At 42.1% G+C, this 24,857-nt stretch carries 34 protein-coding genes; 25 read left to right on the top strand and 9 right to left on the bottom strand.

Annotated elements, in window-relative coordinates:
- Nucleotides 1–3 precede the first annotated feature (3 nt).
- From ACFX4X_RS07545 to ACFX4X_RS07490, 12 genes are all read left to right on the top strand, one after another.
- Nucleotides 4–588 carry a cob(I)yrinic acid a,c-diamide adenosyltransferase gene (locus ACFX4X_RS07545; protein ID WP_098864429.1) on the top strand — a complete coding sequence of 195 codons (585 nt, stop codon included), beginning with the start codon at nucleotides 4–6 and terminating at the stop codon, nucleotides 586–588.
- Nucleotides 589–590: 2 nt separating this feature from the next.
- A complete protein-coding gene (locus tag ACFX4X_RS07540; protein ID WP_377382739.1) occupies nucleotides 591–1,085 on the top strand; it encodes an ECF transporter S component in 495 nt (164 codons plus the stop codon).
- Nucleotides 1,082–1,780, top strand: coding sequence for an ATP-binding protein (locus tag ACFX4X_RS07535; protein ID WP_377382737.1), 699 nt, complete (start codon nucleotides 1,082–1,084; stop codon nucleotides 1,778–1,780). Before ACFX4X_RS07540 ends, ACFX4X_RS07535 begins: the two co-directional genes overlap by 4 nt.
- Before the next feature lie 258 nt (nucleotides 1,781–2,038).
- The gene (locus ACFX4X_RS07530) at nucleotides 2,039–2,239 is read left to right on the top strand and encodes a hypothetical protein (protein ID WP_377382735.1); all 201 of its coding nucleotides are present in this window, start codon (nucleotides 2,039–2,041) and stop codon (nucleotides 2,237–2,239) included.
- A gap of 18 nt (nucleotides 2,240–2,257) precedes the next feature.
- On the top strand, nucleotides 2,258–2,401 hold the full coding sequence (locus ACFX4X_RS07525) for a hypothetical protein (protein WP_377382733.1): 144 nt from the start codon (nucleotides 2,258–2,260) through the stop codon (nucleotides 2,399–2,401).
- Nucleotides 2,402–2,415: 14 nt separating this feature from the next.
- On the top strand, nucleotides 2,416–2,607 hold the full coding sequence (locus ACFX4X_RS07520; RefSeq protein WP_377382731.1) for a GntT/GntP/DsdX family permease: 192 nt from the start codon (nucleotides 2,416–2,418) through the stop codon (nucleotides 2,605–2,607).
- A 31-nt stretch (nucleotides 2,608–2,638) separates the two neighbouring features.
- Entirely contained in the window at nucleotides 2,639–2,758 is a 120-nt protein-coding gene (locus ACFX4X_RS07515) for a GntT/GntP/DsdX family permease (protein ID WP_125159920.1), read from the top strand.
- Nucleotides 2,759–2,780: 22 nt separating this feature from the next.
- Nucleotides 2,781–4,325 (top strand): gluconokinase, encoded by a 1,545-nt coding sequence (gene gntK / locus ACFX4X_RS07510; RefSeq protein WP_377382729.1) that lies wholly within the window; start codon nucleotides 2,781–2,783, stop codon nucleotides 4,323–4,325.
- Between the two features lie 98 nt (nucleotides 4,326–4,423).
- Nucleotides 4,424–4,900 (top strand): Cys-tRNA(Pro) deacylase, encoded by a 477-nt coding sequence (gene ybaK, locus ACFX4X_RS07505; RefSeq protein ID WP_284469162.1) that lies wholly within the window; start codon nucleotides 4,424–4,426, stop codon nucleotides 4,898–4,900.
- An 89-nt stretch (nucleotides 4,901–4,989) separates the two neighbouring features.
- Nucleotides 4,990–6,108 (top strand): PRK06851 family protein, encoded by a 1,119-nt coding sequence (locus tag ACFX4X_RS07500; RefSeq protein ID WP_089362055.1) that lies wholly within the window; start codon nucleotides 4,990–4,992, stop codon nucleotides 6,106–6,108.
- A gap of 167 nt (nucleotides 6,109–6,275) precedes the next feature.
- Entirely contained in the window at nucleotides 6,276–7,142 is an 867-nt protein-coding gene (locus tag ACFX4X_RS07495) for a Cof-type HAD-IIB family hydrolase (protein WP_377382727.1), read from the top strand.
- Between the two features lie 27 nt (nucleotides 7,143–7,169).
- The gene (locus tag ACFX4X_RS07490) at nucleotides 7,170–8,261 is read left to right on the top strand and encodes a PQQ-dependent sugar dehydrogenase (protein WP_377382725.1); all 1,092 of its coding nucleotides are present in this window, start codon (nucleotides 7,170–7,172) and stop codon (nucleotides 8,259–8,261) included.
- 129 nt (nucleotides 8,262–8,390) lie between these two features.
- Here the strand turns inward: ACFX4X_RS07490 and ACFX4X_RS07485 are convergent, their stop codons facing one another.
- Nucleotides 8,391–8,588, bottom strand: a complete 198-nt coding sequence (locus tag ACFX4X_RS07485) for a hypothetical protein (RefSeq protein WP_377382723.1) — start codon at nucleotides 8,586–8,588, stop codon at nucleotides 8,391–8,393.
- A 71-nt stretch (nucleotides 8,589–8,659) separates the two neighbouring features.
- Between ACFX4X_RS07485 and ACFX4X_RS07480 the strand changes: the two genes are divergently transcribed.
- The 3 genes from ACFX4X_RS07480 (at nucleotide 8,660) to ACFX4X_RS07470 (ending at nucleotide 10,710) form a co-directional block, all read left to right on the top strand.
- Nucleotides 8,660–8,881 carry a hypothetical protein gene (locus ACFX4X_RS07480; protein WP_377382721.1) on the top strand — a complete coding sequence of 74 codons (222 nt, stop codon included), beginning with the start codon at nucleotides 8,660–8,662 and terminating at the stop codon, nucleotides 8,879–8,881.
- A gap of 185 nt (nucleotides 8,882–9,066) precedes the next feature.
- Nucleotides 9,067–9,486 carry a MarR family winged helix-turn-helix transcriptional regulator gene (locus ACFX4X_RS07475; protein WP_377382720.1) on the top strand — a complete coding sequence of 140 codons (420 nt, stop codon included), beginning with the start codon at nucleotides 9,067–9,069 and terminating at the stop codon, nucleotides 9,484–9,486.
- An 18-nt stretch (nucleotides 9,487–9,504) separates the two neighbouring features.
- The gene (locus tag ACFX4X_RS07470) at nucleotides 9,505–10,710 is read left to right on the top strand and encodes an MFS transporter (protein ID WP_377382718.1); all 1,206 of its coding nucleotides are present in this window, start codon (nucleotides 9,505–9,507) and stop codon (nucleotides 10,708–10,710) included.
- Between the two features lie 146 nt (nucleotides 10,711–10,856).
- Here ACFX4X_RS07470 and bshB2 read toward each other — a convergent pair whose 3' ends face one another.
- The 3 genes from bshB2 to pdxK form a co-directional block, all read right to left on the bottom strand.
- Complete coding sequence (bshB2, locus tag ACFX4X_RS07465) at nucleotides 10,857–11,522, bottom strand: bacillithiol biosynthesis deacetylase BshB2 (RefSeq protein WP_061465804.1); 666 nt, start codon at nucleotides 11,520–11,522, stop codon at nucleotides 10,857–10,859.
- Between the two features lie 96 nt (nucleotides 11,523–11,618).
- Entirely contained in the window at nucleotides 11,619–11,966 is a 348-nt protein-coding gene (locus ACFX4X_RS07460) for a YojF family protein (RefSeq protein ID WP_061465802.1), read from the bottom strand.
- 124 nt (nucleotides 11,967–12,090) lie between these two features.
- Entirely contained in the window at nucleotides 12,091–12,918 is an 828-nt protein-coding gene (gene pdxK / locus ACFX4X_RS07455) for a pyridoxine/pyridoxal/pyridoxamine kinase (protein WP_377382715.1), read from the bottom strand.
- Nucleotides 12,919–13,242: 324 nt separating this feature from the next.
- Here pdxK and mobA point away from each other — a divergent pair, with 324 nt between their 5' ends.
- Genes mobA through ACFX4X_RS07435 form a run of 4 tightly spaced genes read left to right on the top strand, consistent with a single transcriptional unit; the run spans nucleotide 13,243 to nucleotide 15,602 of the window.
- A complete protein-coding gene (gene mobA / locus ACFX4X_RS07450; protein ID WP_284469168.1) occupies nucleotides 13,243–13,878 on the top strand; it encodes a molybdenum cofactor guanylyltransferase in 636 nt (211 codons plus the stop codon).
- Nucleotides 13,868–14,332: a molybdenum cofactor biosynthesis protein MoaE gene (locus tag ACFX4X_RS07445; protein WP_061465799.1), complete on the top strand. Its 465-nt coding sequence runs from the start codon at nucleotides 13,868–13,870 to the stop codon at nucleotides 14,330–14,332. Before mobA ends, ACFX4X_RS07445 begins: the two co-directional genes overlap by 11 nt.
- On the top strand, nucleotides 14,325–14,558 hold the full coding sequence (gene moaD / locus ACFX4X_RS07440; RefSeq protein ID WP_061465797.1) for a molybdopterin converting factor subunit 1: 234 nt from the start codon (nucleotides 14,325–14,327) through the stop codon (nucleotides 14,556–14,558). The genes ACFX4X_RS07445 and moaD overlap by 8 nt, the downstream gene beginning before the upstream one ends.
- A 24-nt stretch (nucleotides 14,559–14,582) precedes the next feature.
- The gene (locus ACFX4X_RS07435) at nucleotides 14,583–15,602 is read left to right on the top strand and encodes a MoeB/ThiF family adenylyltransferase (protein WP_377382713.1); all 1,020 of its coding nucleotides are present in this window, start codon (nucleotides 14,583–14,585) and stop codon (nucleotides 15,600–15,602) included.
- 75 nt (nucleotides 15,603–15,677) lie between these two features.
- Here ACFX4X_RS07435 and ACFX4X_RS07430 read toward each other — a convergent pair whose 3' ends face one another.
- Together ACFX4X_RS07430 and ACFX4X_RS07425 are read right to left on the bottom strand one after the other, a co-directional pair.
- Nucleotides 15,678–16,025 (bottom strand): YflT domain-containing protein, encoded by a 348-nt coding sequence (locus tag ACFX4X_RS07430; protein ID WP_377382711.1) that lies wholly within the window; start codon nucleotides 16,023–16,025, stop codon nucleotides 15,678–15,680.
- A gap of 139 nt (nucleotides 16,026–16,164) precedes the next feature.
- Nucleotides 16,165–17,598 carry a phospholipase D family protein gene (locus tag ACFX4X_RS07425; protein WP_377382709.1) on the bottom strand — a complete coding sequence of 478 codons (1,434 nt, stop codon included), beginning with the start codon at nucleotides 17,596–17,598 and terminating at the stop codon, nucleotides 16,165–16,167.
- Between the two features lie 152 nt (nucleotides 17,599–17,750).
- Here ACFX4X_RS07425 and ACFX4X_RS07420 point away from each other — a divergent pair, with 152 nt between their 5' ends.
- From ACFX4X_RS07420 to ACFX4X_RS07410, 3 genes are all read left to right on the top strand, one after another.
- The gene (locus ACFX4X_RS07420; protein ID WP_089362047.1) at nucleotides 17,751–18,431 is read left to right on the top strand and encodes a uracil-DNA glycosylase; all 681 of its coding nucleotides are present in this window, start codon (nucleotides 17,751–17,753) and stop codon (nucleotides 18,429–18,431) included.
- A gap of 270 nt (nucleotides 18,432–18,701) precedes the next feature.
- Nucleotides 18,702–18,965: a YwdI family protein gene (locus ACFX4X_RS07415; protein WP_061465786.1), complete on the top strand. Its 264-nt coding sequence runs from the start codon at nucleotides 18,702–18,704 to the stop codon at nucleotides 18,963–18,965.
- A gap of 26 nt (nucleotides 18,966–18,991) precedes the next feature.
- Nucleotides 18,992–19,360, top strand: coding sequence for a DUF423 domain-containing protein (locus ACFX4X_RS07410; RefSeq protein ID WP_061466320.1), 369 nt, complete (start codon nucleotides 18,992–18,994; stop codon nucleotides 19,358–19,360).
- A gap of 121 nt (nucleotides 19,361–19,481) precedes the next feature.
- On the opposite strand, the gene gerQ is transcribed toward ACFX4X_RS07410, so the two are convergent.
- Both gerQ and hemQ read right to left on the bottom strand, forming a co-directional pair.
- Nucleotides 19,482–19,985 (bottom strand): spore coat protein GerQ, encoded by a 504-nt coding sequence (gerQ, locus tag ACFX4X_RS07405; RefSeq protein WP_284469171.1) that lies wholly within the window; start codon nucleotides 19,983–19,985, stop codon nucleotides 19,482–19,484.
- 423 nt (nucleotides 19,986–20,408) lie between these two features.
- On the bottom strand, nucleotides 20,409–21,158 hold the full coding sequence (gene hemQ, locus ACFX4X_RS07400) for a hydrogen peroxide-dependent heme synthase (RefSeq protein ID WP_061465782.1): 750 nt from the start codon (nucleotides 21,156–21,158) through the stop codon (nucleotides 20,409–20,411).
- 256 nt (nucleotides 21,159–21,414) lie between these two features.
- Between hemQ and pta the strand changes: the two genes are divergently transcribed.
- Together pta and lipL are read left to right on the top strand one after the other, a co-directional pair.
- The gene (gene pta / locus ACFX4X_RS07395; RefSeq protein WP_061466318.1) at nucleotides 21,415–22,401 is read left to right on the top strand and encodes a phosphate acetyltransferase; all 987 of its coding nucleotides are present in this window, start codon (nucleotides 21,415–21,417) and stop codon (nucleotides 22,399–22,401) included.
- A gap of 34 nt (nucleotides 22,402–22,435) precedes the next feature.
- Nucleotides 22,436–23,284, top strand: coding sequence for an octanoyl-[GcvH]:protein N-octanoyltransferase (lipL, locus tag ACFX4X_RS07390; protein WP_284469172.1), 849 nt, complete (start codon nucleotides 22,436–22,438; stop codon nucleotides 23,282–23,284).
- Nucleotides 23,285–23,540: 256 nt separating this feature from the next.
- Here lipL and ACFX4X_RS07385 read toward each other — a convergent pair whose 3' ends face one another.
- Nucleotides 23,541–24,287, bottom strand: a complete 747-nt coding sequence (locus ACFX4X_RS07385) for an RsfA family transcriptional regulator (protein ID WP_284469173.1) — start codon at nucleotides 24,285–24,287, stop codon at nucleotides 23,541–23,543.
- Nucleotides 24,288–24,578: 291 nt separating this feature from the next.
- Here ACFX4X_RS07385 and ACFX4X_RS07380 point away from each other — a divergent pair, with 291 nt between their 5' ends.
- Nucleotides 24,579–24,800: a YuzB family protein gene (locus ACFX4X_RS07380; protein ID WP_048683566.1), complete on the top strand. Its 222-nt coding sequence runs from the start codon at nucleotides 24,579–24,581 to the stop codon at nucleotides 24,798–24,800.
- The last annotated feature ends 57 nt before the right edge of the window (nucleotides 24,801–24,857 follow it).

The raw sequence follows: 24,857 nt of genomic DNA, 5'->3' as shown, positions 1-24,857 counted from the left end.
GGGATGAAAATCTATACACGTACAGGGGATAAGGGACAAACAAGCGTAATCGGAGGCCGGCTTGACAAGGATGACATCCGTGTTGAATCGTATGGAACAGTGGATGAAGTGAATAGCTATATCGGTCTTGCGGTGACTGAATTGGATCCCGCTATATTTACGGATGTATTGGCCGATCTAGAGAAAATCCAGCATGAGTTATTTGACTGTGGCGGTGATTTGGCAACTGTTTCCGAGAAGGCACCACAAAAGCTGACGGATGAGGCCATTACCTATTTGGAAGAACGAATAGATGCCTTCATACTCGAAGCGCCGGAATTGGAAAAATTCATCCTGCCTGGCGGCTCAAAAGCGGCTGCAACCATTCATATTGCCCGAACGGTTACACGCAGGGCGGAACGATTGGTCGTTTCATTGATCAAGTCGGGTGCAGCAGTTTCACCATTATCACTTCAATATTTAAATCGTTTGTCGGATTACTTTTTTGCTGTTGCACGTGTGATCAATTTCCGCCTTGGTGTGAAAGATGTGGAATATATCCGCAGTGCAAATGTATTCCGTGGAGGGAAAAGAAAGGAAAAAGAGTAAACATGGACGTAAGAAAAATTAGTGCAATCGCTGTATTCATTGCCTTATCGGCGGTGGGGGCGATGATTAAAATCCCTTCCCCAATCGGCAGCATCGCTTTGGATAGTTTTCCGGCCCTTTTGGCGGCTGTCATACTTGGCCCGGTATCGGGGGCTATTGTAGCGGGGCTTGGTCATATCATCTCAGCGTTCATCGGCAACATGCCACTTGGGCCATTCCATTTTTTGATCATGGCCGAAATGGCAGTCCTCGTATGGATGTTCGGCATTTTATATATACACGGGAAAAAAGTAGGCGCATTTTTCCTCTTCTTTATCTGTAATGCCTTCATCTTGGCGCTGCCTTTCGCCTTTCTGGTCAGCACGGGTTTTTACACGTTGCTTGTTCCGGGATTAACGGCGGCAACGGCGGTAAATGTAGTATTGGCAGCCATTTTACTGCCACGCTTGGAGCCTGTTTTGAAAAAAATGATTTTTAAAGATGGACTCACAGAATGAGTGATTCATTGATTTTACCATTTTCCGAATCAGATTCATTGATTGTTTCAAGTGATAATAGTGGCGGAATCGGTCTGAAGGAAAAAGATCTGGTCCATGTCCCTTATGAGGTCGTTGGATATTATTCCTTTCGGGTTGCCGTCATGGAATGTTTGGGCGTTGGCGGAAGTCCAGTATCCGTCGTTCTAAATAATTTCTGCGGTGATGAAGCCTGGGAAGACTTGACCAGGGGTGTCAGGGAGGGGCTGAAAGAATTGGGAATGGAGGGCCTCCCCATTACTGGCAGCACAGAAAGTAACATGCCGCTTCTTCAATCAGCAATTGGTCTTATGGTGATTGGTAAACGAAGGAATGAAGGTGCTATGAAGCAACATCCTTTACAGAAAATCGCTCTCATCGGCAGGCCGCTCGTTGGAGAAGAAGTTATGGATCAACAAGATTGGATCGCCCCATTATCTTTATATAAAAGCCTATGTGAAATGGAAGAAGTTCAGGCACTTCCAGTCGGTTCAAAAGGGATAGCGTATGAGTGGAAGCATCTGGACCAAAGTGGTGAAGATGTTTCTATCCATATAAGTAATAAAGTCGATATCAAAAAATCGTCTGGACCATCTACCTGCTTCCTCATTGCTTATCCTGAACATCTGGAGGAAGAAATCAAGCTCCAATCCGGTCCTCTTTTTATTGGTGAATGATCATTTCATTAATGAATCAGGTATCGGGTTCCAGTTCACAATGAACTAGTTCGATGCTTTTTTCATTTAGGTCATACATTTAATGTTAATGAGAAAAGCGTTTGAATTCTCTATTATGTTATTTTTTCATTATAAAATATTATTCTGATTTTGCCTTATATACATAGAGAGATTATAAGGGGTTCCAAAGATTCGGGCTGGTTTAGGAATGACAAACAATCATAACGGTCTTTTTAATCAACATCAGACATGCAGCAGATGTCTAGTTTATTGATTTATGGCCAGTTCCAGGATTTTCTTGTTCATTATTATCCAAAAGCTAAATGTCGCCAATGGTTACTGCTTGCTTCCGTCATTTTAAGGATTGTCGCAGGTATGGATGTTCCGGATATTGCAGATGCTGTTCAGACAGGGGCAGTAATACTCCCGGCTTTCGGCATTACCTTAATCACGTTTTAAAGCAGGTTGGTGCTTTCGATGCCGTGTTTGCAGAAGAATGAATTGGCATGCCTTCATTTGAAAAACAATCAAAATAAAGAAGAAATAAACCAATTTATATCCGCCTGTCTTGCTCCAACCGCGTCCATTATTTTGATTATCGGAGCTGGCGAAATGTATTGATCATGAGTGGAGTCGTGAAGCCATTGCAAGTTAAGGGGCTTCCTTTGATATTTCACCGATTCTGTTTGGTAGTTATGATTCAAGAGGCCACAGGTTCAGCAACTGTCGTGATGACAGCTGCGGCAGGTAGTGTACTGCCGATCATATCTTCTTTTCCAGGTGTTAATTTTAAATTGCTGGTCCTTGCTATCGGTTCGAGTCATTAATTCCATCCCACTTGAATGATGAGGATTTGAGATGATCGAAGAGTTCCTTAATTTAACGGTCGCACAAACGGCAAAATCTTGGACGGTTATGGAAACGAATATATCAGTCGTTTCACTTATCCTAATCTTACTATTGAATTCAATTGTTTAAGAGAAAGGAGCATGATGTAAGTATGAAACATTCAGGTTATATGATGGGAATCGATATTGGTACGACGAGTACGAAGGTTGTTCTTTTTTCAAAAAGGGGGGAAGTTATCCAATCTTGTTCGAAGGGATACCCTCTTAAAAGTCCAACTCCTTCCGTTGCGGAACAAGATCCCGAAGAAATTTATAAAGCGGTCATCATTGCTATAGGCGAGGTCATGATTGCAAGCGGTATAGATAAGGATGAACTGGGTTTCATATCGTTCAGTTCGGCAATGCATAGCTTGATCGCCATGGGGAAAGACGGTAATCCGCTAACGAATAGCATTACTTGGGCGGATAATCGAAGTGTTTCTTATGCGGAGAAATTGAAGGCTTCGGAACAGGGGATGCAATTGTATCACAGGACGGGAACACCCATTCACCCAATGTCCCCAATCACGAAAGTAATGTGGTTAAGAAATGAGCATCCTGGGGTTTTTAACGAAACGGACAAATTCATAGGAATTAAAGAATACATCATCTATAAATTTTTCAATGAGTATGTGATGGATTATTCGCTTGCATCTGCAACGGGCATGCTCAACTTGAATGACTTGAAGTGGGATGAAGATGCACTTACCATTGCCGGTATTGGGGCTGACAAGCTGCCAACGCTTGTCCCTACAACGCATACCCTCTCAGGTTTAAGTGAGGAATTAGCTGCAAAAATGAACATTCGGGCAGGTACCCCGTTTGTGATTGGCGCGAGTGATGGTGTGCTTGCCAACTTAGGGCAAAACGCCATCAAGCCAGGAGTTCTGGCAGTGACAATCGGAACGAGCGGTGCGGTAAGAACCGTCAGTGACCGACCGATTACCGATCCGAAAGGCAGGACATTCTGCTATGCCCTTACTGAGAATCATTGGATAATCGGCGGACCGGTCAACAATGGGGGAATCACTTTCCGATGGGCACGCGATCAATTAGGCCGTGTGGAAATTGAAAAAGCGAAGGCTTCGGGCCAGGATTCGTATGAGATACTGACGGATATGGCTTCCAATATCGCACCTGGATCCGATGGGCTAATATTCCACCCGTATATGGCTGGGGAACGGGCGCCATTATGGAGTGCCGATGCTAGGGGCTCCTTCTTTGGACTTGCGCTTCATCACACTCGTGATCATATGGTCCGGGCAGTGTTGGAGGGTGTGATGTATAACTTGTACAGTGTCCTTCTTGCTGTAAAGGAACTGACTGGTGCTCCCAAGAAAATTCATGCAAGCGGTGGATTTGTTCGCTCAAAGCTCTGGCGTCAAATCATGGCTGATATATTCAATCAGAATGTGACAATTCCTAAAAGCTTTGAGAGTTCTAGTTTAGGTGCCGCCGTACTTGGATTATACGCTTTAGGGGAAATCGAAAGCCTCGATGAAGTTGAGGGTATGATCGGTGAAACGAATGAACTTGTCCCAATCGAAGAGAACGTTAAAGTGTATGAAGAATTAATGTCGATTTATTTATCCGTGAGCAGGCAATTGGAAGGCGACTACAAGCGGATTGCTGATTTCCAAAGACGTCATTTAGAATGAATTTAAGTGAAAGCACAGGTGTATAAGCACTGTGCTTTTCTTTTTGCCTGGTATTTAAAAATGGTAAGATGGAAGAAAACGATAAGGAGAATATTAATATGGGAGCAAGTAAAACGAATGCAATGCGAATTCTTGATAACAAACGTATAGAGTATGGCATGATGAGTTATGATGCCAATGATGGAAAAATCGACGGGATCACTGTTGCGGACAAAATTGGAAAAGCTCCAGAGACCGTTTTTAAAACACTTGTTACCCATAGCGGACCGCAGCAGCTTTATGTATTCGTCATTCCTGTAGCCACCGAACTGGATTTAAAAAAAGCAGCGAAAGCGGCAGGTGCAAAAAAAATTGAAATGCTCGCGGTTAAAGACCTGCAAAAATATACAGGTTACATTCGGGGAGGCTGTTCACCGATCGGAATGAAAAAGCAATACCCCACCTTCATCGATGAAAGTGCAACCATCCTGCCTGAAATCATCGTAAGCGGAGGGCGAATCGGTACACAGATAGTTTTAAAACCGTCAGAGTTCCTGGAAATCACACAAGCGGAATCTGTAGCCCTTATAAAATAAACTGTTTATCTTTAGGCATTCACCTAATAGGTTTTTTCTGCATACGCTGTCTTGAATATCACATCTGTATTGTGAGGGAGAGTGTAAAAGTGACAGGAAAAGTGATGCATTATTTCGCTGGAGGCAATACGGCTAAAGGTTTTTATAGTTTATATGATTCCAATTTAGCAGGTTTGGAAAGATTATTCATATTAAAAGGCGGACCTGGTTCCGGTAAATCGACCATTATGAAAAAAATCGGCCAAGAATGGCTGGATAAAGACTATGACATCGAGTTTTTACATTGTTCGTCCGATAATGATTCCATTGATGGAGTAATCATACCGGCTTTGAAGATTGGACTCGTGGATGGGACAGCGCCGCATGTGATTGAGCCGAAGGCACCAGGGGCCATTGAGGAATATGTCAATCTAGGGTCTGCTTGGAATTCCCAGCAGCTGGCTTCCGAAAGAGCGGCAATCATAAGATTGACGAATGCGAGAAGCAAGAGTTTTGAGAAGGCATATGCCCTTTTCGCTGAAGCATTGAAGATACATGATGAATGGGAAGACATTTATAAGGCAAATATTGATTTCGTTAAATTGAATGGGTTGACCAATAAATTGATAGAAGGCTTTTATAGAGATATCGTCCTTAACAAGAAGGCTGATGTTCGTCATCGGTTTTTAGGTGCCGCTACACCAAAAGGTGCAGTTGATTTCGTTCCCAATATTACTGAAGGAGTACAAAAACGGTACTTTTTAAAGGGGCGTCCGGGTTCCGGTAAATCAACGATGCTGAAAAAGATTGCAAAGGCTGCGGAGCAAAGAGGCTTTGATGTGGAAGTATATCATTGTGGTTTTGATCCGCATAGCTTGGACATGGTAATCGTCCGGGAAGTAGGGATTGCCATTTTTGACAGCACATCCCCTCATGAATATTTTCCGAGTTGTGAAGGTGATGAAATCATTGATATATATAAAACGGCCATCTTGCCAGGAACAGATGAAATTTATGCTGATCAGATAAAGGATGTTTCCTCCAGGTACAGGACGAAAATGAATGAAGCTACAGCAAGTCTTGCTAAAGCAAAAGAGCTGCATGACGAACTTGAAAAGATTTATGTGAAAGCGATGGACTTTACAGCAATCGATGACATTCAAAGCGACATCCACCAACAGATTATTGAACGGGCACAGGAAGTGGATAGCCACACGATTCTACATTAAGAGAACAAACTGCACCTTTCTTCATAGGTGCAGTTTATTTATTTACATAATTGGACTTTTTAAATGACTGAAGTTACACCAATAATCAAGACGAGTTTGTAAAACGTGTTTATCCATGCTCTTTCGGTTAAAATAGGGATTATATTGAAAAAAAGGAGCCGGTAGAATTGATAAAGACGATCGCAATTGATATGGACGGAACATTGTTAAACAAAATGCAAAAGGTCAGTAAGGAAAATAGAGACGCAATCCGGAAGGCGCAAAGTGAGGGAGTGGAAGTGATCATTGCTACTGGCAGATCTTATGTAGAAGCAAGGTTCGCTTTAGATGAAGCAGGCATCGTTTGTCCTGTCATCTGTGTAAATGGTGCTGCACTCTTCAGGGAGGATGGAAAGATTGCAGCTTCCAATCCAATGTCAGCCGCCACTGCTAGCATGGTAGGTGAATTCCTCGAAGAACAAGGAATTTATTTCGAAGTATATACGAGTCAGGGAATCTATTCTAAAGACTATGAAAACGCAATAGCTGCTTTGGTGGATGTATTTGTTACAGCCAATCCGGAGATTGACCCTGAGAGAATGAGGAAATTTGCAGAGGAGCGTTTACAGCTTGGGCAGGTGACTTCCATTTCCGATTATTCCGAGTTATTCCGCCATTCGAATGTGGAATATTATAAAATTCTCAGCTTCTCAAAAGATTTAAGTTTATTAAATCAAATTGCTTCTAAATTGAAAGGAAAGGGAGTTACAGTCACTTCATCGGGACGGGGAAATGTGGAAATCATGAGTGGGACAGCTCAAAAAGGTACGGCACTTGAAACTTATGTAAATGAAAAATCCGGCTTGATGCAGGAAACCATGGCCATTGGGGATAATTATAATGATGTATCCATGTTTGAACGGGTAGGTTTGTCTGTTGCAATGGGAAATGCCCCGCTCGATATTCAAAAACTGTGTGATGAAGTAACAGGTAAGAATGATGAATCCGGTGTAGCGGAGGCCATTTTAAAGGTACTTAAACAGTCAGCCTATTAAACTCATCAATCGAAAGGGGAATGACTTTTGAAAAGATGGCTCTTATTTTTCCTTATGGCTACATTGACTTTAACTGGCTGTAACATGATTACAGAGGACAGCAAAACCCAGCCGAAGCCTGATAAAGAAGTGACGGGCACTTTAGGAGAAGATCCGGATGTGCTAGTAACGAACCTGCATTCCCCATGGTCGATTCAGAAAGATGGGGACACAATGTATGTATCAGAGCGGACAGGAACCATCGTAAAATGGGACAAGGGGAAGACGACAAGGCAAAAGGTCCATCTTAAAAAGACATTGTCCGCAAAAGCGGAAGCGGGATTACTTGGATTTTTGTTAACTCCCGATTTCTCTAAGAGCGGGCAAGCTTTCGCCTATTATACGTATGAAGAAGGCGGGGATTCCATCAATCGAATCATCATTTTACAAAAAGTTGGTGATAAATGGAAGGAGATGGAGACCTTGATTGACGGCATACCAAGCGGGGAATACCACCATGGTGGCCGGATCAAGATTGGACCGGATGAGAAGCTATATGCAACAACAGGTGATGCAAGAAAGCCGGAGATCGCACAGGATATTAATTCCTTAGGCGGGAAGGTTTTGCGCATGAATCTGGATGGCACCATTCCGAAAGATAATCCTTTCGGGAATTCATACGTTTATTCATACGGTCACCGTAATCCACAAGGGCTGGCGTGGGATGAATCCGGACAGTTGTATGAAAGTGAGCACGGGGACTCGGCTCACGATGAATTAAATAAGATTGATCCAGGTAAGAACTACGGCTGGCCAGAAATAGAGGGCGATGAGCAAAAACCTGATATGGTAAATCCATTGATTCATTCCGGTGAGAAAACATGGGCCCCTTCTGGAATGGCCTATTTTGACGGAAAGCTTTATTTTGCTGCCTTAAGGGGCGAATCGGTTAAAAGTTATGATGTACAGAGCGGCAAGCTGACTAATATCATTACGGGTTTTGGGCGGATACGTGATGTATCCGTAGATGGAGAATTCCTTTATTTCATAAGCAACAATACGGATGGCCGAGGAAATCCTGATGAAAAGGATGATAAGCTTTATCGTGTGCCACTTTCCCAATTAAAAAATATTCCCTGAAGTTATCAATGAGAAGCTCGGAGATGTGGTATTTGTGTGATTCAAAATAGTTTTCGAATGAAATCATTCCGAAACGCAAAGATCAAATATCGGAAGCCTCGCTTTTTAATAGCGGGGTTCCCTTTTTGTTTATGGCCTCGAAGCATCGACCACGAAGAGCATGGCATGGCCCCAATTTGACCCATACAGTTTCGCCAAACTCACGAGTAAAAGCGTGAAATTCACGAGTAAAACAGCAAAACTCGCGAGTAAACATGCGAAATCACCGAGTGTAGCAGAATTCACGAGTAAAACAGTAAAACTCACGAGTATACGTGCGAAATTCACGAGTAAATGCTCCAAATTTACGAGTAAAAGCGTGAAATTCACGAGTAAAACAGTAAAACTCACGAGTAAACATGCGAAATTCACGAGTAAACAGCGCGAAATCACCGAGTGTAGCAGAATTCACGAGTAAAAGCGTGAAATTCATGAGTAAAACAGCAAAACTCACGAGTAAACATGCGAAATCACCGAGTGTAGCAGAATTCACGAGTAAAACAGTAAAATTAACGAGTAAACGTGCGAAATTCATGAGTAAAACAGCTCGAAATCATGAGTGCAGCGGAATTCACGAGTAAAAGCGTGAAATTCACGAGTAAAACAATAAAACTCACGAGTAAAAGCGCGAAACTCACGAGTAAACATGCGAAACCACGAGTAAATGCTCCAAACTCACGACAAGTGTTTTCTTCATCGAAGGCTGGACATTTCTAAAGAATAAGTTTATAGTTACCTAGGTAACTAATTAACAGGAGGAATACCTTTGTCCTTTCAAAATGGTTTTTTTCATCATAACTTACAATTTTCAAGGTCATTTACCAAAAAGTTAAATGAACAATTGGCTAAGGTTGATCTTTTTCATTCCCAGTGGCTGATTGTATATTATCTGAATCAGTATGGCTGTTCTACGCTTGTTGAAATAAGCACTTATCTAGATGTGGAGAAGCCGACGGTAACCCGGACGGTAAACCGTTTGGAAGAACTTGATTTGATTGAACAAATCCCAGGAAAAGATAAGCGGGAACGGAGAATACAGTTAACGGAAACTGGTGTAAGGACTTTTCAAGAGGCCAAAAAAGTGGTTGAAGAGTTTGAACTTCAATTAATGAGTGGTTTGGCTGAAGAGGATCGTGAGGCAACGTTACGAACTTTGACTTTCCTGAAGGGAAAATTAAAACAATAGTAAGGAAGAAGGATTGAAATGAATGACAAACCGAAATTGTGGACGAAAGACTTTCTGATTGTCTCGTCTGCGAACTTTTTTCTTTTTTTAACTTTTTATGTCTTGATGGTGACATTGACCATTTATACGATGGATAGCTTTCATGCGTCGCAAGCACAAGCAGGACTTGCCTCAAGTATCTTTGTCCTCGGGGCAGTGCTTGTCAGACCGATTGCAGGAAAAAAAATTGATAAGATCGGCCGCAGAAAAATGTTGCTTGGATCCTTGATTCTATTCCTGGCCGCATCCATTGGCTATTTCCTGGTGAATAGTTTACCCCTCTTATTGATCGATCGTCTTATTCATGGTTTTGCTTTTGGCCTTGCCACAACGGCAACTGGAACGATTGCTGCAGATATCATTCCGAATGAAAGACGCGGGGAAGGTACAGGCTATTTTGCCATGAGTACAAACTTGGCAATGGCATTCGGTCCGTTTATTGGATTGCTGATCACACAGCATTTTAGCTATTCGATCATTTTCTATGCTGCCTCTTTATTTGCCGCATTTTCTTTAGTCGCATCGTTGTTCATGAATGTGCCTGAAGGGGAAAAAGGCAGAGCTCTACCACAAAAGGGATTTAAAATCAGTGATTACTTTGAAAAAAGGGCCCTGCCCATTTCCATTTTTATCGGATTTGCCGGATTTACCTATTCGAGCATCTTGTCCTATTTAACATCTTTTGCAAAGGAAATCGATTTAATGGATGCGGCGAGCTTTTTCTTTGTCGTATTTGCAGTATTCCTTTTGGCATCCCGCCCGTTTACAGGACGAATGTTCGATGTGAAGGGGGAGAATGCAGTCATTTACCCATCACTCTTCCTATTTGCCATGGGTATGGTCATCCTCAGCCAATCCCATCATGGTGTCACGCTTCTGATTGCCGGTGCCTTTATCGGAGTGGGATATGGTACGTTCCAATCAAGCAGTCAAGCGATTTCTATCAAGGAATCCCCATCAAATCGGATGGGATTAGCCACATCCACGTTTTTTACAATGTATGATTTTGGTATTGGTGTTGGCCCATTCCTATTGGGCTTCCTTATCCCATTTACCGGGTTCAAAGGGTTATTCATGGGAATGTCAATCTTTGCATTCGCCCTTATCGGGATTTATTATTTGGCACATGGAAAAAAAGCCTCGGCAAGAAAGAAAATGCATCATGAGGAACGTGTGTCTGCTTAATTTTTTTATATGTCTGTATAAAATAGGAAATTCAGGGGATACTTTATAATGATTAATTTTCCAAATTATCCCCCTTTTCTCCGCCTGTAATCAGCAGGCGCTTTTTTTATGCCATAAACAAAGAAACCGCCATATTGGCGGTTTCTTTAAAATTTATAGGTCCATAATCGTTCTTTGCGGATCCAGTCGAGAAAATCAGCATCCTGATTTTCGAATTTCTCTTTCCAATCGATCACCATCGCTTGCGTTTGCGAACGATGGGCAGTGAATGCAGCTACCTTTTTTTCTTCTACGGCAGATATATCATGGATGATGTCGGGCTGTCCTAACTCATCGATGCAGTTATTGGAGAACGCGACACAATGAAGTTTAGGTCTCTCTTTTTCTTCGATTCTTTCCACAGCCCGAACCACAGCCCGTGCTGTTGCTTCGTGGTCTGGATGGACACTGTATCCTGGGTAAAACGTAATGATCAATGAAGGATTCAATTCATTGATAGCATCGGTAAATAATGAAGTCAGCTTTTCATCATCTTCGAATTCGATTGTCTTATCACGCAAACCGAGCATGCGTAAGTCCTGGATTCCAATCGCATTTGCTGCATCGATTAATTCCTTTTTACGAATTTTAGGGAGCGATTCTCTTGTTGCAAATGGAGGATTTCCTAAATTACGTCCCATTTCTCCTAAAGTTAAGCATAAATAGGTGACGGGAGTGCCCTCTTCTCTATGAAGGGCAAGCGTTCCAGAGACCGAGAAGGCTTCATCATCGGGATGTGGGAAAATAACTAATACATGACGTTCTTTTTCCAAGGTATATTTCTCCTTCCGTTCTACTTACAGTGAGTATGGTTATCGGTGAATGGGAGTATTCATCGGAATAATATTGAAATATCAAGCAAGTTGTACTCATTCAAAGGGAGTAGGGCTGAGCTGCATGGAGACAGCAAGCTTCCCGGAAAAATCAAGTCCTGCCAACAGCAACCTACCTTGTTCATCCATTTCGAAGTGGTTAACGCCTTCTGCATATACCCAGCCAATATTGAGCTTTAAGCCGATGCGGTAGGGTCCATCCCCAACTATCTTCCCGTGTTCATACTGTATTAATGCATTACGAATATAAGCACCTGCCGAAAAGAAAGCTTCATCTACATGAGTGGCATAGGCACCATTTGTCGTTTCAAGGTGAAGATATACATCTTGTCCGGCGAAAGTATCAATAGCATTTTGCACCTCTGTACGGTCTATAGGTTTCATTCTATAATTTCCTCCTTAACTGGGCGGCTAGATAAGCTTTTCCTTCTTTCTAGTTTACTAAATAAAAACAAAAAAAGCGAAAAAGGCCGCTCGATGAATTTGAGCGGCCACTAAACTTGATGTTTTATTTTTGGGTGTTTTCAGCAATTCCATATTTATGGTATGCACCATGGTTGACAGGTCCTACATAGTCATTCATCTTCCAAGAATGGCGAACCGCTTCGGTAATGAAGTCCTTCGAAATGTGGATAGCCTCACGAGGACTTTTCCCTTCAGCCAATTGAGCTGCAATAGCTGCTGAAGATGAACAGCCGGCACCATGTGTGTTGGTTGTTTCGATTTTCTCGGATTCAAGGATCTCAAATTCTTTTCCATCATATAGAAGGTCGATGGCTTTGTCATTCCCCAGCTTATTTCCGCCTTTGATCAAGACATATTTAGCACCAAGTGCATGAATCTTTTCAGCTGCACCCTTCATATCATCGATCGTCTTGATAGGTGCTGTCCTCGCTAACTGGGCAGCCTCGAACAGGTTTGGCGTAACTACTGTTGCACGTGGAACAAGAAGTTCACGCAAAGCTACAGCTGTTTCAGGGTGCAGCACTTCATCTTCACCTTTACATACCATAACTGGATCGATTACGACTTTGTCCAGTTTCAACTCGTCTATTTTACGGGCAACAAGTTCAATGATTTCCACTGATCCAAGCATTCCCGTTTTCATGGCATCAATGCCGATTGATAAAATCGTTTCGATTTGGGCTTCCAAAACCTCAACCGGTGTAGGGAATACATTATGGGACCACCCATTCTTAGGATCCATCGTCACGATTGTCGTTAAAGCGGACATACCGTAAACGCCGAATTCTTGAAATGTCTTTAAATCTGCTTGAAGACCCGCTCCGCCGCTCGAATCCGATCCGGCAACTGTCATAGCTCTTTTCATAGTCATTATGTGACCTCCTCAGGAGAATTAGATATCGATATTATCAGCATACCAGGTAATATCCTATTTTTAGAATATACCAAAATTTCTTTTATGTAAAACTTAGTTGTCACCCTATATGAGTCCTTTAATAAGGAAATGGAAAGGCCTCGTCTGCTCCTTGGAAATATGCTTTGTCCAAACTTTTGATATATAAGCAAAGATGTGAAAGTGTCATTATTTTCAAAGTTGATTTAAAATATTTAAATATAGGGACGCTTCATTAGGGGACATTTATTATAGCTTTACCGTTGGGTGCGGGATTAAACCCAAAATAGGGAGGTGATTCGTTTGGAATGGACTATGTTACTTTTAGCTGGTGGGAAATCAAGTCGTATGGGAGTGAATAAAGCTCTGTTGACCATAGGTGGCGTTACGAACATTTCAAGAGTGGCAGCCGAATTGAAAAAGGTGTCAGAAACCATTCTGGTCATTACCAATATTTTTGAAGATTATCGTTTTCTGCAACTTCCGTTAATACCGGATATACATAAAGATCAAGGACCTCTTGGCGGATTGCATGCAGGGATGACCGCTGCGAAAACGGAGCTTCAATTCCTTACGGCCTGTGATATGCCCTTTGTGAATGCGGATGCCATAAATGATATCATTTCCTATTATGAACCTGAATTCGATGCTGTCATTCCGGAAATAAATGGAAGGATCCAGCCGCTTTTTGCTGTTTATCATAAAAGGTGTCTTCCTGTACTGACGGAGTGCTTATTAAAACGCGAGTTGAAAATGGGTCTATTTTTGGAAAAAATTTCGGTGAAAATCATGAAGGAAACCGACTTTAAGTTATATCACGAGAATCCTGAACATCTTCAACACCTTTTTTTCAATATGAATACGAGGGAAGATTATAAAGAGGCAGGGTATATTGATCAAACTGAATTATATATAAAGGATGGTAGACATGAATTATAAAATTTCAAAAGAGCCGATTGTCATCCAGGAAGTGATTGATAAAGTAGTAGAGCGGAATGCAGGTGCCGTCACGACCTTTATTGGTACAGTGAGGGAAATGACGAAAGGAAAAAAGACTCTTTTCTTAATTTACGAAGCATATGAACCGATGGCCATTAAGAAATTAGAGCAAATCGGTTCTGAAATTAAGGAGCGGTGGCCAGATTCAGAAACGGCAATCACCCATCGTGTTGGAAAACTTGAAATCACGGATATCGCAGTCGTTATTGCCGTTAGTACGCCACATCGAAATGATGCATATGAGGCAAACAGGTATGCGATTGAAAGAATAAAAGAAATTGTCCCTATATGGAAAAAGGAACATTGGGAAGATGGGGAGACATGGGTCGGAAATCAGTTGGAAACCGTTCCATATCCAAAAGGGAAACCGGAAGAGGTGGATATCAATGATTAATGTACTTTTATTTGCCCAATTGAAAGATGAGTTAGGCAAAGAGACTCTTTCTATAGAAGGAAATGGAATGAGTGTGGCCCAGCTTAAAGGCAAAATGAGGGTGGAATTTCAATTGGAAGGTCTTGAAACCGTGATGACAGCGGTCAATGAAGAATTTGCTGACGATGACACGATTCTATCTGATGGTGATACAGTGGCTTTCATTCCACCTGTCAGTGGAGGCTGAGCAAATCGAATGGGAGGGTTCATAGTGCAAGAGCGATATTCAAGACAGACTTTATTTTCCCCCATTGGTGAAGGGGGCCAATCGAGAATTTTGAAGAAGCATGTCTTACTTCTAGGGGCGGGAGCATTGGGGTCTGCTAACGCAGAGGCCCTTACTCGTGCGGGAGTAGGGAAGCTTACCATTGTCGACAGGGATTATGTCGAAACCAGTAATTTACAGCGCCAACAAATGTATACGGAACGTGATGTCGAGGAGAAACTGCCAAAAGCAGAAGCTGCAAAGCGCCATTTATTTGATATCAATCATGAAGTCGAAGTCAATGCCATCATCATGGACGCAACTGCACAGAACCTTGAACAGCTGCTTGGTGATGTTGATTTGATATTGGATGCAACCGATAATTTTGAGACACGGATGATTATTAATGATCTGTCACAAAAGCTACAGATACCATGGATTTATGGGGCATGTGTGGGGAGTGTGGGCATGACTTTGACCATCCTTCCAGGACAGACGCCATGTTTGCACTGTTTACTTAAAGCTATCCCCATTCAAGGAATGACCTGTGACACGGGAGGAATCATATCACCAGCTGTAACGATGGTAGTGGCACACCAAACTGCTGAAGCTTTGAAAATCCTCGTTGAAGATTGGGAATCGGTTCGACCTGCACTTGTTACTTTTGATCTGTGGAGGAATCAATACCAAACCGTAAAATTAACAAAAGCGAGAAAGAAAGATTGTCTCTCTTGCGGAGATCAGAGGACATATCCCTTTTTAACTATGGAAAACGCAACGAAAACTGCGGTTCTTTGCGGTAGGGATACTGTACAGGTCAGACCGCCAAAACCTTTGAAACTGCAACTCGAGAAATTAGCCAAAGATCTGAACGGCAGTGGTTATTTGGTGAAATTCAATCCATTTCTTCTCTCTTGTGAAAAAGATGGGAAACGTATTGTCATTTTCGAGGATGGCCGGGCGTTGATTCACGGAACGAAGGATATGGTCCATGCAAAGGCCACATACCAAAGTATCCTGGGATAATGAATATAAAAAGCGAGGCTGCCGGTAGGGTGCCTCGCTTTTTTATGAATCATATAGGGCAGTGGTTATCGGGTATTAGTTTGTAACCCCGTCTTTATTATCTTGTTTGGAAGCAACGATGACGACTTTGCCTTCGTCGAGCACCTCCTCGTAACGTTCTGCTTCCATATCGCTAAGACCAAGGTTGCTCATTCGATTACGAAGTTCGTCTCCACGTGATTTAAAGAGATTTCCAACGGTATCAAGGAAGCCTTGTTCCTTCATGCCTACATCTTCTGTATTTGTATTCTCGGTAAGGTGCTTCGAACGGGTTTTATCATGGGCGAACAAATATACATCGTCCTTCGTATATCCTGATGTAGTTAATTCATCGATTTTTTCCTTTGCTTGTAAACCGTTTTCTACTACATGTACTTGATACATATAAACTCCTCCTTGAATTTCAGTGTAAGATTCTCTTGGATATGGGTAAATGGAATCTTGCTTTATCATAGTTGTTGATTGGTTATAGTAGTATATAACCTTATTTGGGCATGTATAAACATTTAATATCGAAATATATTTAGTAAGTGGTGAAGCGGAACACCTTTTGTATGCGGTAGGTCAAGTATTTGAAGACAGGTAGTTTCTTTTGATATTCACTGTAATCTACCGTGTATGTTCCATTTTGATTTGTCCAAAGTCTTTGAAAATAGTTATCGACATCATAAGAAACGTCCGCATCATTTGGAGCATGGATTTCAACATTAGCTTCAAGATTGTAGTCATCCAGATTGCGTGAGGTATAATTAGCCGATCCTCCAAGAATAATCGTTTCATTAGCCTTTTGGATCATCATCAACTTTGTATGGAACTGTTCTTTCTCTGTTTGGTACCAGCGGATCGAAATGTTTTCATCCCCCAGTTTTTCGAATTCAGCGGCAACTGGAAGATTAGGAAGACCGATTTTCTCACTTCCGAAAGCGTTTTGATTCGGATCCAATATCATTTGAATCTTCACACCCCGTTTAGCTGCATCGGTTAATGCCTCGACAACATCACGATCGGCAATGTAGAACATGGCAAGATGGATCTTGTCGCCTTTTTGTGCATCCTTTATTGCCTTAAGGACATGTTTATTGATTTTTCCTTCCGTTAGCAATTGTACCGATATTGGTCCTTTATCTGCAGATATCCCTTTTAATTCAGGAAATGACTTTGGGCCACCCGAAAATTTCGAAGTGGCTTCTTCTGCTTTAACAAAGTCGCCGATGATATTCCCATCCATCTGAAATGCAATATTGGAATGGAATCCACTCGCGTCATGAGGATTGGCTGATGAAATGATGGCCGTTTTTTCGGTAGCGACCACTTTTCTGTGATTGGCTTTAATGTTCATCAGTCTTAGATAAGAACGTAAGGTGACCTTTGGTGCGCTTTTAGCCATTGGATTCACAATCCATCCTTTCCCGCTTTCACCGAACCATTGGAAAAAGGTCCGATATACACCTGAATAGAGAGGATTCGGATCCCGAAGCCGGTCTAAGTTGGTAACGATGACCTCAATGCCATTTTTCTTCATCGTTTCCAATGCCTCTAACTGGTAGGCATTATAGGAAGTATTCACTTCATCAGTAATGAATATAACCTGGAGGTCAGGTTTCTTTTTCTTCTGTTCAACCAGTTTATCCTTCAGATTCTCGGTTAACTTTGGAAAGTTTATCTTTTCATCATAAAAAGCATTAAACAAAAACATATCGATTACGACAAAAGAATCCGCGTCCTCTATGGCTTGATATATGGTTTGGAAAATTCGCTGCTCATGTTGCAGATTCCCTTGCTCATCGTGATAGGAAAGGTCATAAATGAAATCCATATCCTCGACATGATGAACCTTCCCTTCATAAGAAATGCCATCAGGGAGAGGCTTGTAGCTGTTATAGTTGATTACGGCTGTAATGACGATCACAATGCTGACAAGCAGATAAAATCGTTTTCTTTTGTACCATTTTTTCATAGGGAATCCTCCAACATGAATAAATTGATTGCTAACTATCTAATTTCCCACTTTAGGGGTATATAGAAACATAAATCGTAATCTATGGAAAAAGGTAAGGCGATTAAGTTTGATATAATATAGTTTCAAAAAGTGGAAAGGGGCTGTGGCAAATGGAAAATCAATTATTAACAAATGATTGGTGGCCTCTATTGGAAGAGGAATTCAAAAAAACATATTACAAGGAGCTAAGGGGATTTATAAAGCAGGAGTACAGTCAGCAAGTCATTCACCCGGATAAGGATGATATTTTCAATGCGTTTCACTATACTTCTTATAAGGACGTAAAGGTTGTCATCCTTGGACAGGACCCTTATCATGGACCGGATCAAGCACATGGCCTTAGTTTTTCAGTTAAGCCGGAGGTTCGCATCCCACCTTCTTTAAGGAATATCTTTAAAGAGTTACACACTGATCTAGGACATGAAGTTCCTGATAATGGTTACCTTGTTGAATGGGCGGACAAGGGGGTGCTGCTATTGAATACCATCTTGACTGTCCGCGAGGGAGAGGCTCACTCACACCGCGGAAAAGGGTGGGAAACCTTTACGAATCAAGTTATTCGCCTATTGAATGACCGTCCGAAACCGGTTGTATTCATCCTGTGGGGGAAACCTGCCCAAACTAAAATCCCCTTGATTGATGAAACCCGTCATAAAATCATTAAGTCCGTCCATCCGAGTCCGTTGTCGGCCTCCCGTGGTTTCTTTGGCAGCAAACCTTTTTCCAAAACAAATCAATTGCTGATGGAAATGGGGGAATCTCCAATTGATTGGAAAATCTCGAAGCGATGATTGGGGCGAGAAAACGGAACGGGTTAATTGCATGGCGTGCAGTCATTTCTATATAACTTGGGATCCCAATTTTCCAAAGGGCTGCCGTGCTTTTCAATTCAAAACACCAAACCTGCCCTCCCTTGATGTCGTTCGTTCTTCAGGACAGCCATGCTTGAAATTTCAATCCAAGCCAATTAAAAAGTAGGGAATATGCAAGGTGTTTTCTTCTCTGATTTTTGCTATGCTAGTTATGAAAGTTTTGACCTGTATATAGACGAGGTGGTAAAGTTGGATATTTCATCAAGACAAATGTTAAATAAAATCGAAGAGCTTGTTTTGAAAGCGAAACAGGCAAATTCAGAGGATAAGGTACAGGGGTATGTAATCGCCATTAAATCCCTTTGCGAGGTAATGGTAGATGAAAAAGCTGGGAACATCAGCATTCCAAATCCTAACCCAATCACATTGACCCAACCCGTTATGTCGGCTACATCGAATGTAGAACCGGTTAAAATGGATGAGGCAAATGGGGAGTCCTTGTTCGATTTTTAAATTAGGGAAGGGAAGGCGAAATAATAGTGAAACTGTTCATCATTTTAGGTGCATTGAATGCGTTTATTGCTGTAGCACTAGGTGCATTCGGTGCACATGGGCTGGAAGGGAAGATTCCTGATAAATATTTAGAAATATGGAAAACGGCAGTTCAATATCAAATGTTCCATGCTGTGGGTTTATTAGTGCTCGGTTTATTGGCTGGGAAGATTTCAAGTCCGCTAATCAACTGGTCCGGCTGGCTTATGCTAATAGGAATCATCCTGTTTTCCGGAAGCCTATTCGTTCTAAGCGTTACGCAAATCAAAGTCCTGGGGGCCATCACTCCACTTGGCGGTGTCTCATTCTTGGTTGCTTGGGTCCTAATGGCCATTGCTGCATATAAATACTTGTAATGAAGGCAGCTGACCTTCTTAGGTCAGCCTTTTAAGATTCCATTTTGGAAAAAAGGTCATCCCAATAAAGAAGAGCCTCAGAATCAAATAGATTCTGAGGCTCTTCTTTATAGAATTTTCTTCACCTTGGCGAATAGGTGGCAAGCCCAGCGCCTCCAAATGGATACTCATATTCGATTTCTTCATCGAAGGTTATATAATCTAAGTATACCATCGGGATTAAGAATCGTTTTCCTGTTTGAGGGTCGCTAATGATCAAATGATCGCGCCCTGCAGCCTCGATGATTCCTTTGAAGATCTTTGCATTCCATTCCTTGTTGTTTTCAAACGTGGTATAAACAGTGACTAATTTCCCTTTATTCAAACGCAATATGTTCTCGATGTACGATGCTTCGACTGGAAGCATGCCAGGTACCTGTGGTCCGGAAGTGGCTGGATTCATCGGCATGGGCACTTGTTGTGGAGTACCTGCCTTAGTGGGCAGTTGTGGCTGGTATGATGGCTGTTGGTATGCTTGTTGCTGGTAAGGAGCCTGCTGCTGCCGCGGGTCAGACTCATTGTTTTCATATGGGTAATAGGGGCTTCCGCCGTACGGGTAATTACCATATGGGTTATTTTGTGACATTGCATTCCCTCCTAAAAGGTTTATTGGATTTTGTGGAATTTGGACAATCCGAGAATGTGGACTGGGAGAAACAGTGCGATTTATAGCGACCGGTAGTATTGTATTTGTTTACGGCTGTTCTGGACAATCCCCGGGTGGCTTAAAAAACCACAATGAATTTTAAGTGATACTTAACGGTTGCGTTCATGATTCAAGTCATATCCTCTTGTCGGCTAATGAATAGAAGTAACGTTCCTTCACCTCGCTGGAGTCAGGAATTGCCTTGGTCAATTTTCCTGATGCTGAATGGACTGTAAAAAAAATAAATTCATCACTATTGAAAATGTATGGGATGTGCATTGGATTTATTCCATAGCCGGGGAAAAATAAAAGGGAGGGGACGCAAAAAGAAAAAAAGCTTCCGGAGACCGGAAGCCCATCGCCTTATACGTATAAGAAAGAAGTAACGTTTTCTTCAGGCAGGATATTGCCTACAAAGAAAGAACCAAATGCAGCGTAACGTGCACTCACTTCATCAAAACGCATTTCATAGATCAATTTTTTAAATTGAAGGACATCATCTGCGAATAGTGTAACGCCCCATTCATAATCGTCAAAACCGACAGAACCGGAAATGATCTGTTTTACTTTGCCGGCATAACTGCGGCCAATCAAGCCGTGTGAACGCATTAAGCCTTTGCGTTCTTCCATGGAAAGCATATACCAATTGTCATCTCCATCACGACGCTTGTCCATCGGATAGAAGCATACATGTTTCGCTTTTGGAAGTATCGGATAGAGTCTAGAACGAACATGAGGGTTCTGATAAGGGTCCTCACCATCTCCACCTGCTAAGTAATTGCTTAATTCCACGACGGAAACGTATGAATAAGCGGGAATTGTATATTCGGCTAGCTTCGTTTTGTTGAATTCGTTTTCAATTGCATTCAATTCTTCCATGGTCGGGCGGGCAAACATAAGCATGAAGTCCGCTTTCTGACCAACGATGGAATATAGGGCATGGCTGCCTTCATTGTCACTTTGTGTCATATTCCATTTATCCAGTAAACCTTGGAATTCTGAAATAGCTAATTGGCGTTCGTCACTTGATAACGTTTTCCAAGAAGTCCAGTCGATCAAACGGAAATCATGTAAACAATACCAGCCGTCCAGTGTTTGTGCTGCTTCACTCATTTCGATTCACTCCTAAGTCTTTTAATAACTTTAAATATACCATAGTTTCAGTATAAGGAAATTTATATCAACCCGCAAACACCATCACTGTTTTTCGGTGTTCAAACAATTTTCAAATTTGCGGATTGGGAGGGACCAAAGTGGCTGGAATTTACCTGGCTGCTAGAGTATTCTTAAAAGAAGACGACTAGAAGTTTACCGAATGGTTAAATATAGGGAAAACAGGGGAAACGTATCTGAATAGGAGGATGAGCCAGTGAGTGATTTATTTGAAATATTGGAATCGAAGGTTATGGGGCATAATTTAAAGATCGTTTTTCCAGAAGGATTGGATGAACGGATTTTGGGAGCGGCAGGCAGGCTTGCCAAAGCGAAACTAGTGACACCAGTATTGATCGGGGATATCGGGTTGATTCAAGAGAAGGCGAAAGATTTAAAAATCTCCCTTGATGCAATCGAAATATATGATCCGAAGAATTATATCATGATGGATGAAATGGTTGAAGCGTTCGTGAAGGTCCGTGACGGTAAAGCTACTGATGTACAAGCACGGGAAATCTTAAAGGATGAGAACTATTTTGGAACCATGCTCGTCCAAATGAAACTGGCACATGGAATGGTGAGTGGTGCAACGCATTCGACTGCCGATACGGTACGTCCTGCCCTAAGGATCATCAAAACAAAGCCAGGCGTCAATAAAACATCGGGCGTATTCATCATGGTCCGGAACGAAGAAAAATATGTGTTCGCGGATTGTGCGATTAATATAAACCCTAATTCTCAGGACCTGGCTGAAATTGCTATAGAAAGTGCGAAGACTGCACTAATGTTCGATATCGAACCGCGTGTGGCGATGCTGAGCTTTTCTACGAAAGGGTCGGCAATATCCCCCGAGACCCTAAAAGTCGCAGATGCTGTCGAATTAGCAAAAGAAATGGATGCTCAAATCATTCTGGATGGGGAATTTCAGTTTGACGCGGCATTCGTTCCTTCGGTAGCAAGAAAGAAAGCACCGGATTCTCTTATTCAGGGGGATGCGAATGTTTTTATTTTCCCAAGTCTCGAAGCAGGGAATATTAGCTATAAGATGGTACAGCGCTTGGGTGGCTTCGAAGCGGTCGGTCCGATCCTTCAGGGGCTGAACCGTCCTGTAAATGACCTTTCGAGGGGATGCAGTGAAGAGGATGTATATAAACTGGCTGTCATTACAGCGGTACAAGGGTTTGTGGCGCAGTATCAATAGGCAGCATGAGGATTAAATGTAGAGGGAGATTCATATGAGTGAAACAGATTCATTATTAATGCAGCAAGAGTGGCGGGTTATTGATCAATCTTCCGTTGGACCTCAGTTTCCTGCTCTGGAGTCCTTTGCGATGGATGATACATTTTGCACTTCCGTAGGTTCAGGTAAATCAGCGGCAGTGGCCAGAGCGTGGGTACACCATCAAACCATCGTAATGGGTATACAGGATACGAAGCTGCCTTTTCTTAAAAAGGGTTTGGAACATTTAGAAGAGCAGGATTATCAGGCCATCGTACGGAATTCTGGGGGGCTGGCAGTCGTGTTGGATGAAGGGGTCCTTAACTTTTCGCTCATCTTTCCTGAAAACGATCAGAAAATTGAAATCAATCGTGGATATGATGCAATGTGGGAGCTTGTCCAATTGATGTTTTCCGATTTCCAAGTAAATATGGAGGCAAGGGAAATCGTCGGCTCATATTGTCCTGGAAGTTATGATTTAAGTATAAATGGGCAAAAGTTTGCCGGTATATCCCAACGCAGGATTCGCAATGGCGTAGCTGTTCAAATCTATTTATGTGTCAATGGAAGCGGGGCTGAACGTGCAAGTCTCGTGAAGGGTTTTTATGATGCAGCTAAAGGAAATTCAGAAACGAAATTCGCCTATCCTGATATCGACCCTTCGGTTATGGCGTCCCTTTCAGAATTGTTGGGGGTGCAATTGAGCGTTCAGGACGTGATGCTCAGATTCCTTCATGTATTGAAGGCACATAGCGGAAGGATATTCTCTGACACTCTTTCTGTTGAAGAATGGCCGTTGTATGAGGCATATTTGAAAAGAGTGGTAGAACGCAACGATAAGGTATTCGATTCATTAAATGATTGATTTGCAAAAAGCCGTTCCAGTAAGTCAGGAACGGCTTTTTGCATTTAATACGACTTTAGCATTCACTGAAACTGTGAAGGGGAATGTATGATAGGTAGCAGAGATATAATCAACGAGCGTTTTTAGACGATTTTATTCCTTTTTCTTGGAACCATGAAAAAAAGAGCCTTGTTTAGGCTCCTTCTTTCGGATGAACTTTGGTGATTCGGCCATTAGCATGTGGTTGATCTATGTAACTGAACCCCACATTATCTTATTACTCAGCCATTTTTTCCAAATTGCCATTCCGGTCCATCTTGAACTTAGTTGCCGGACGTTCCTCTTCCTCTAACAAGACCAGCTTTCTTGCCCGATTCATGATATTCATCAAAGTTTCATAATCTTCCTGCATCAAGCCGCTGTTTTGTTCAAGGTGGCTGATTTTATTCTCCAAATCTTCGTTTCGCTTTTTCAGCCCTTTGATTTCAAGCTTCAATCTTTCATTTTCGGTTTTTAATACTTCGGCTTGAAGCATACGGCCGTTCATAGATTCCAAATAGGCGATGACGGTATCAAGGTTCATGGCCTTTTCCAATGCCACAGGAGTGTGCTGTGGTTTAGGGGGGAGTGCTTCAGCCACAACGAATTCTTCTGCTGCTTCATAATTGGTAGTATCGACTTCGGATTCCAACTCTAGTTCCACTTCTTGTTCATGAGGAACCATTATGTCAGAAATCGTAGGGGACGGCGGAGTATAAAGAAGCCGTTTTTTCCCTCCTTGATCTTTTCCAAGAATCCTTTGCCGCTGCTTACGCTGTTTCTTGGCAAGGGATAGCGCTTTGTCATAATTATGGCGGACAACAGCATTCCAGCGGAATCCGCATGCGGCAGAGGTGCGATTCAACTTATCCCCTACCTCTTCAAAAGCATTCAGCTGAGTGCTGCCTTCCCGCACATGGCGCAATACCGTTTCTGCCAAAAGCAAATCATCTTCTTCTGTCCAGGCATCTTGACGAACCTTCATTTCTACATACTCCCTTTCTGGTAACTTTTAAAATAAACAACTATATAAAATTTCGTGTAGCAGGATTAATGGAGTGCTCTACTAGCATTTTGGACAAAATCTGGATTTTTTATACAAAAAGGTTAAAAGGATACTAGTTTTTTGATGAATTACATCATTTGCTAGCGGCGGCCCCTTCTTTTTCACATCATCCAGCCCTCTTGATATTCATAAGTAGAAACGGTAAAATACCCTTTAGTTATATAAATGGAATGAAACATAGTTTGTCATGGAAAGGATGGTGACCGGAGGATGTCCAATGAATTCAGAGTGTGCGATGACTGCTTGGCGGTAAACATTAAAACATTAATCCCCCGTCTTGAAAAGCTTGATCCCGACGCGAAAATCGAAGTGGGCTGTCAATCCTATTGCGGTCCTGGCAGAAAGAAGTCTTTTGCCTTTGTCAATAACCGTCCAGTTGCTGCACCGACAGAAGACGAGTTACTAGATAAAATCAATAAAAAACTAAAGTAGGATCCATGATATATAGGTAGAGTGGATTATTTGCTTTTGATAAATGGAACAAGTAAT

Source organism: Peribacillus sp. YIM B13481 (genome assembly GCF_042787985.1).
Lineage (GTDB): Bacteria > Bacillota > Bacilli > Bacillales > DSM-1321 > Peribacillus > Peribacillus simplex_A.
The sequence above is the reverse complement of the archived record's forward strand: the minus strand, read 5'-3'. Positions and strand labels throughout refer to the sequence as shown.

What these genes read in the sequence shown, in the direction of transcription:
- ACFX4X_RS07545 (WP_098864429.1), top strand. Translation starts at nt 4, where the DNA reads ATGAAAATCTATACACGTACAGGGGATAAGGGACAAACAAGCGTAATC.
- ACFX4X_RS07540 (WP_377382739.1), top strand. Translation starts at nt 591, where the DNA reads ATGGACGTAAGAAAAATTAGTGCAATCGCTGTATTCATTGCCTTATCG.
- ACFX4X_RS07535 (WP_377382737.1), top strand. Translation starts at nt 1,082, where the DNA reads ATGAGTGATTCATTGATTTTACCATTTTCCGAATCAGATTCATTGATT.
- ACFX4X_RS07530 (WP_377382735.1), top strand. Translation starts at nt 2,039, where the DNA reads ATGTCTAGTTTATTGATTTATGGCCAGTTCCAGGATTTTCTTGTTCAT.
- ACFX4X_RS07525 (WP_377382733.1), top strand. Translation starts at nt 2,258, where the DNA reads ATGCCGTGTTTGCAGAAGAATGAATTGGCATGCCTTCATTTGAAAAAC.
- ACFX4X_RS07515 (WP_125159920.1), top strand. Translation starts at nt 2,639, where the DNA reads ATGATCGAAGAGTTCCTTAATTTAACGGTCGCACAAACGGCAAAATCT.
- gntK (WP_377382729.1), top strand. Translation starts at nt 2,781, where the DNA reads ATGAAACATTCAGGTTATATGATGGGAATCGATATTGGTACGACGAGT.
- ybaK (WP_284469162.1), top strand. Translation starts at nt 4,424, where the DNA reads ATGGGAGCAAGTAAAACGAATGCAATGCGAATTCTTGATAACAAACGT.
- ACFX4X_RS07480 (WP_377382721.1), top strand. Translation starts at nt 8,660, where the DNA reads ATGCGAAATTCACGAGTAAACAGCGCGAAATCACCGAGTGTAGCAGAA.
- ACFX4X_RS07470 (WP_377382718.1), top strand. Translation starts at nt 9,505, where the DNA reads ATGAATGACAAACCGAAATTGTGGACGAAAGACTTTCTGATTGTCTCG.
- ACFX4X_RS07460 (WP_061465802.1), bottom strand. Translation starts at nt 11,966, where the DNA reads ATGAAACCTATAGACCGTACAGAGGTGCAAAATGCTATTGATACTTTC.
- pdxK (WP_377382715.1), bottom strand. Translation starts at nt 12,918, where the DNA reads ATGACTATGAAAAGAGCTATGACAGTTGCCGGATCGGATTCGAGCGGC.
- ACFX4X_RS07445 (WP_061465799.1), top strand. Translation starts at nt 13,868, where the DNA reads ATGAATTATAAAATTTCAAAAGAGCCGATTGTCATCCAGGAAGTGATT.
- moaD (WP_061465797.1), top strand. Translation starts at nt 14,325, where the DNA reads ATGATTAATGTACTTTTATTTGCCCAATTGAAAGATGAGTTAGGCAAA.
- ACFX4X_RS07430 (WP_377382711.1), bottom strand. Translation starts at nt 16,025, where the DNA reads ATGTATCAAGTACATGTAGTAGAAAACGGTTTACAAGCAAAGGAAAAA.
- ACFX4X_RS07425 (WP_377382709.1), bottom strand. Translation starts at nt 17,598, where the DNA reads ATGAAAAAATGGTACAAAAGAAAACGATTTTATCTGCTTGTCAGCATT.
- ACFX4X_RS07420 (WP_089362047.1), top strand. Translation starts at nt 17,751, where the DNA reads ATGGAAAATCAATTATTAACAAATGATTGGTGGCCTCTATTGGAAGAG.
- gerQ (WP_284469171.1), bottom strand. Translation starts at nt 19,985, where the DNA reads ATGTCACAAAATAACCCATATGGTAATTACCCGTACGGCGGAAGCCCC.
- hemQ (WP_061465782.1), bottom strand. Translation starts at nt 21,158, where the DNA reads ATGAGTGAAGCAGCACAAACACTGGACGGCTGGTATTGTTTACATGAT.
- lipL (WP_284469172.1), top strand. Translation starts at nt 22,436, where the DNA reads ATGAGTGAAACAGATTCATTATTAATGCAGCAAGAGTGGCGGGTTATT.
- ACFX4X_RS07385 (WP_284469173.1), bottom strand. Translation starts at nt 24,287, where the DNA reads ATGAAGGTTCGTCAAGATGCCTGGACAGAAGAAGATGATTTGCTTTTG.
- ACFX4X_RS07380 (WP_048683566.1), top strand. Translation starts at nt 24,579, where the DNA reads ATGTCCAATGAATTCAGAGTGTGCGATGACTGCTTGGCGGTAAACATT.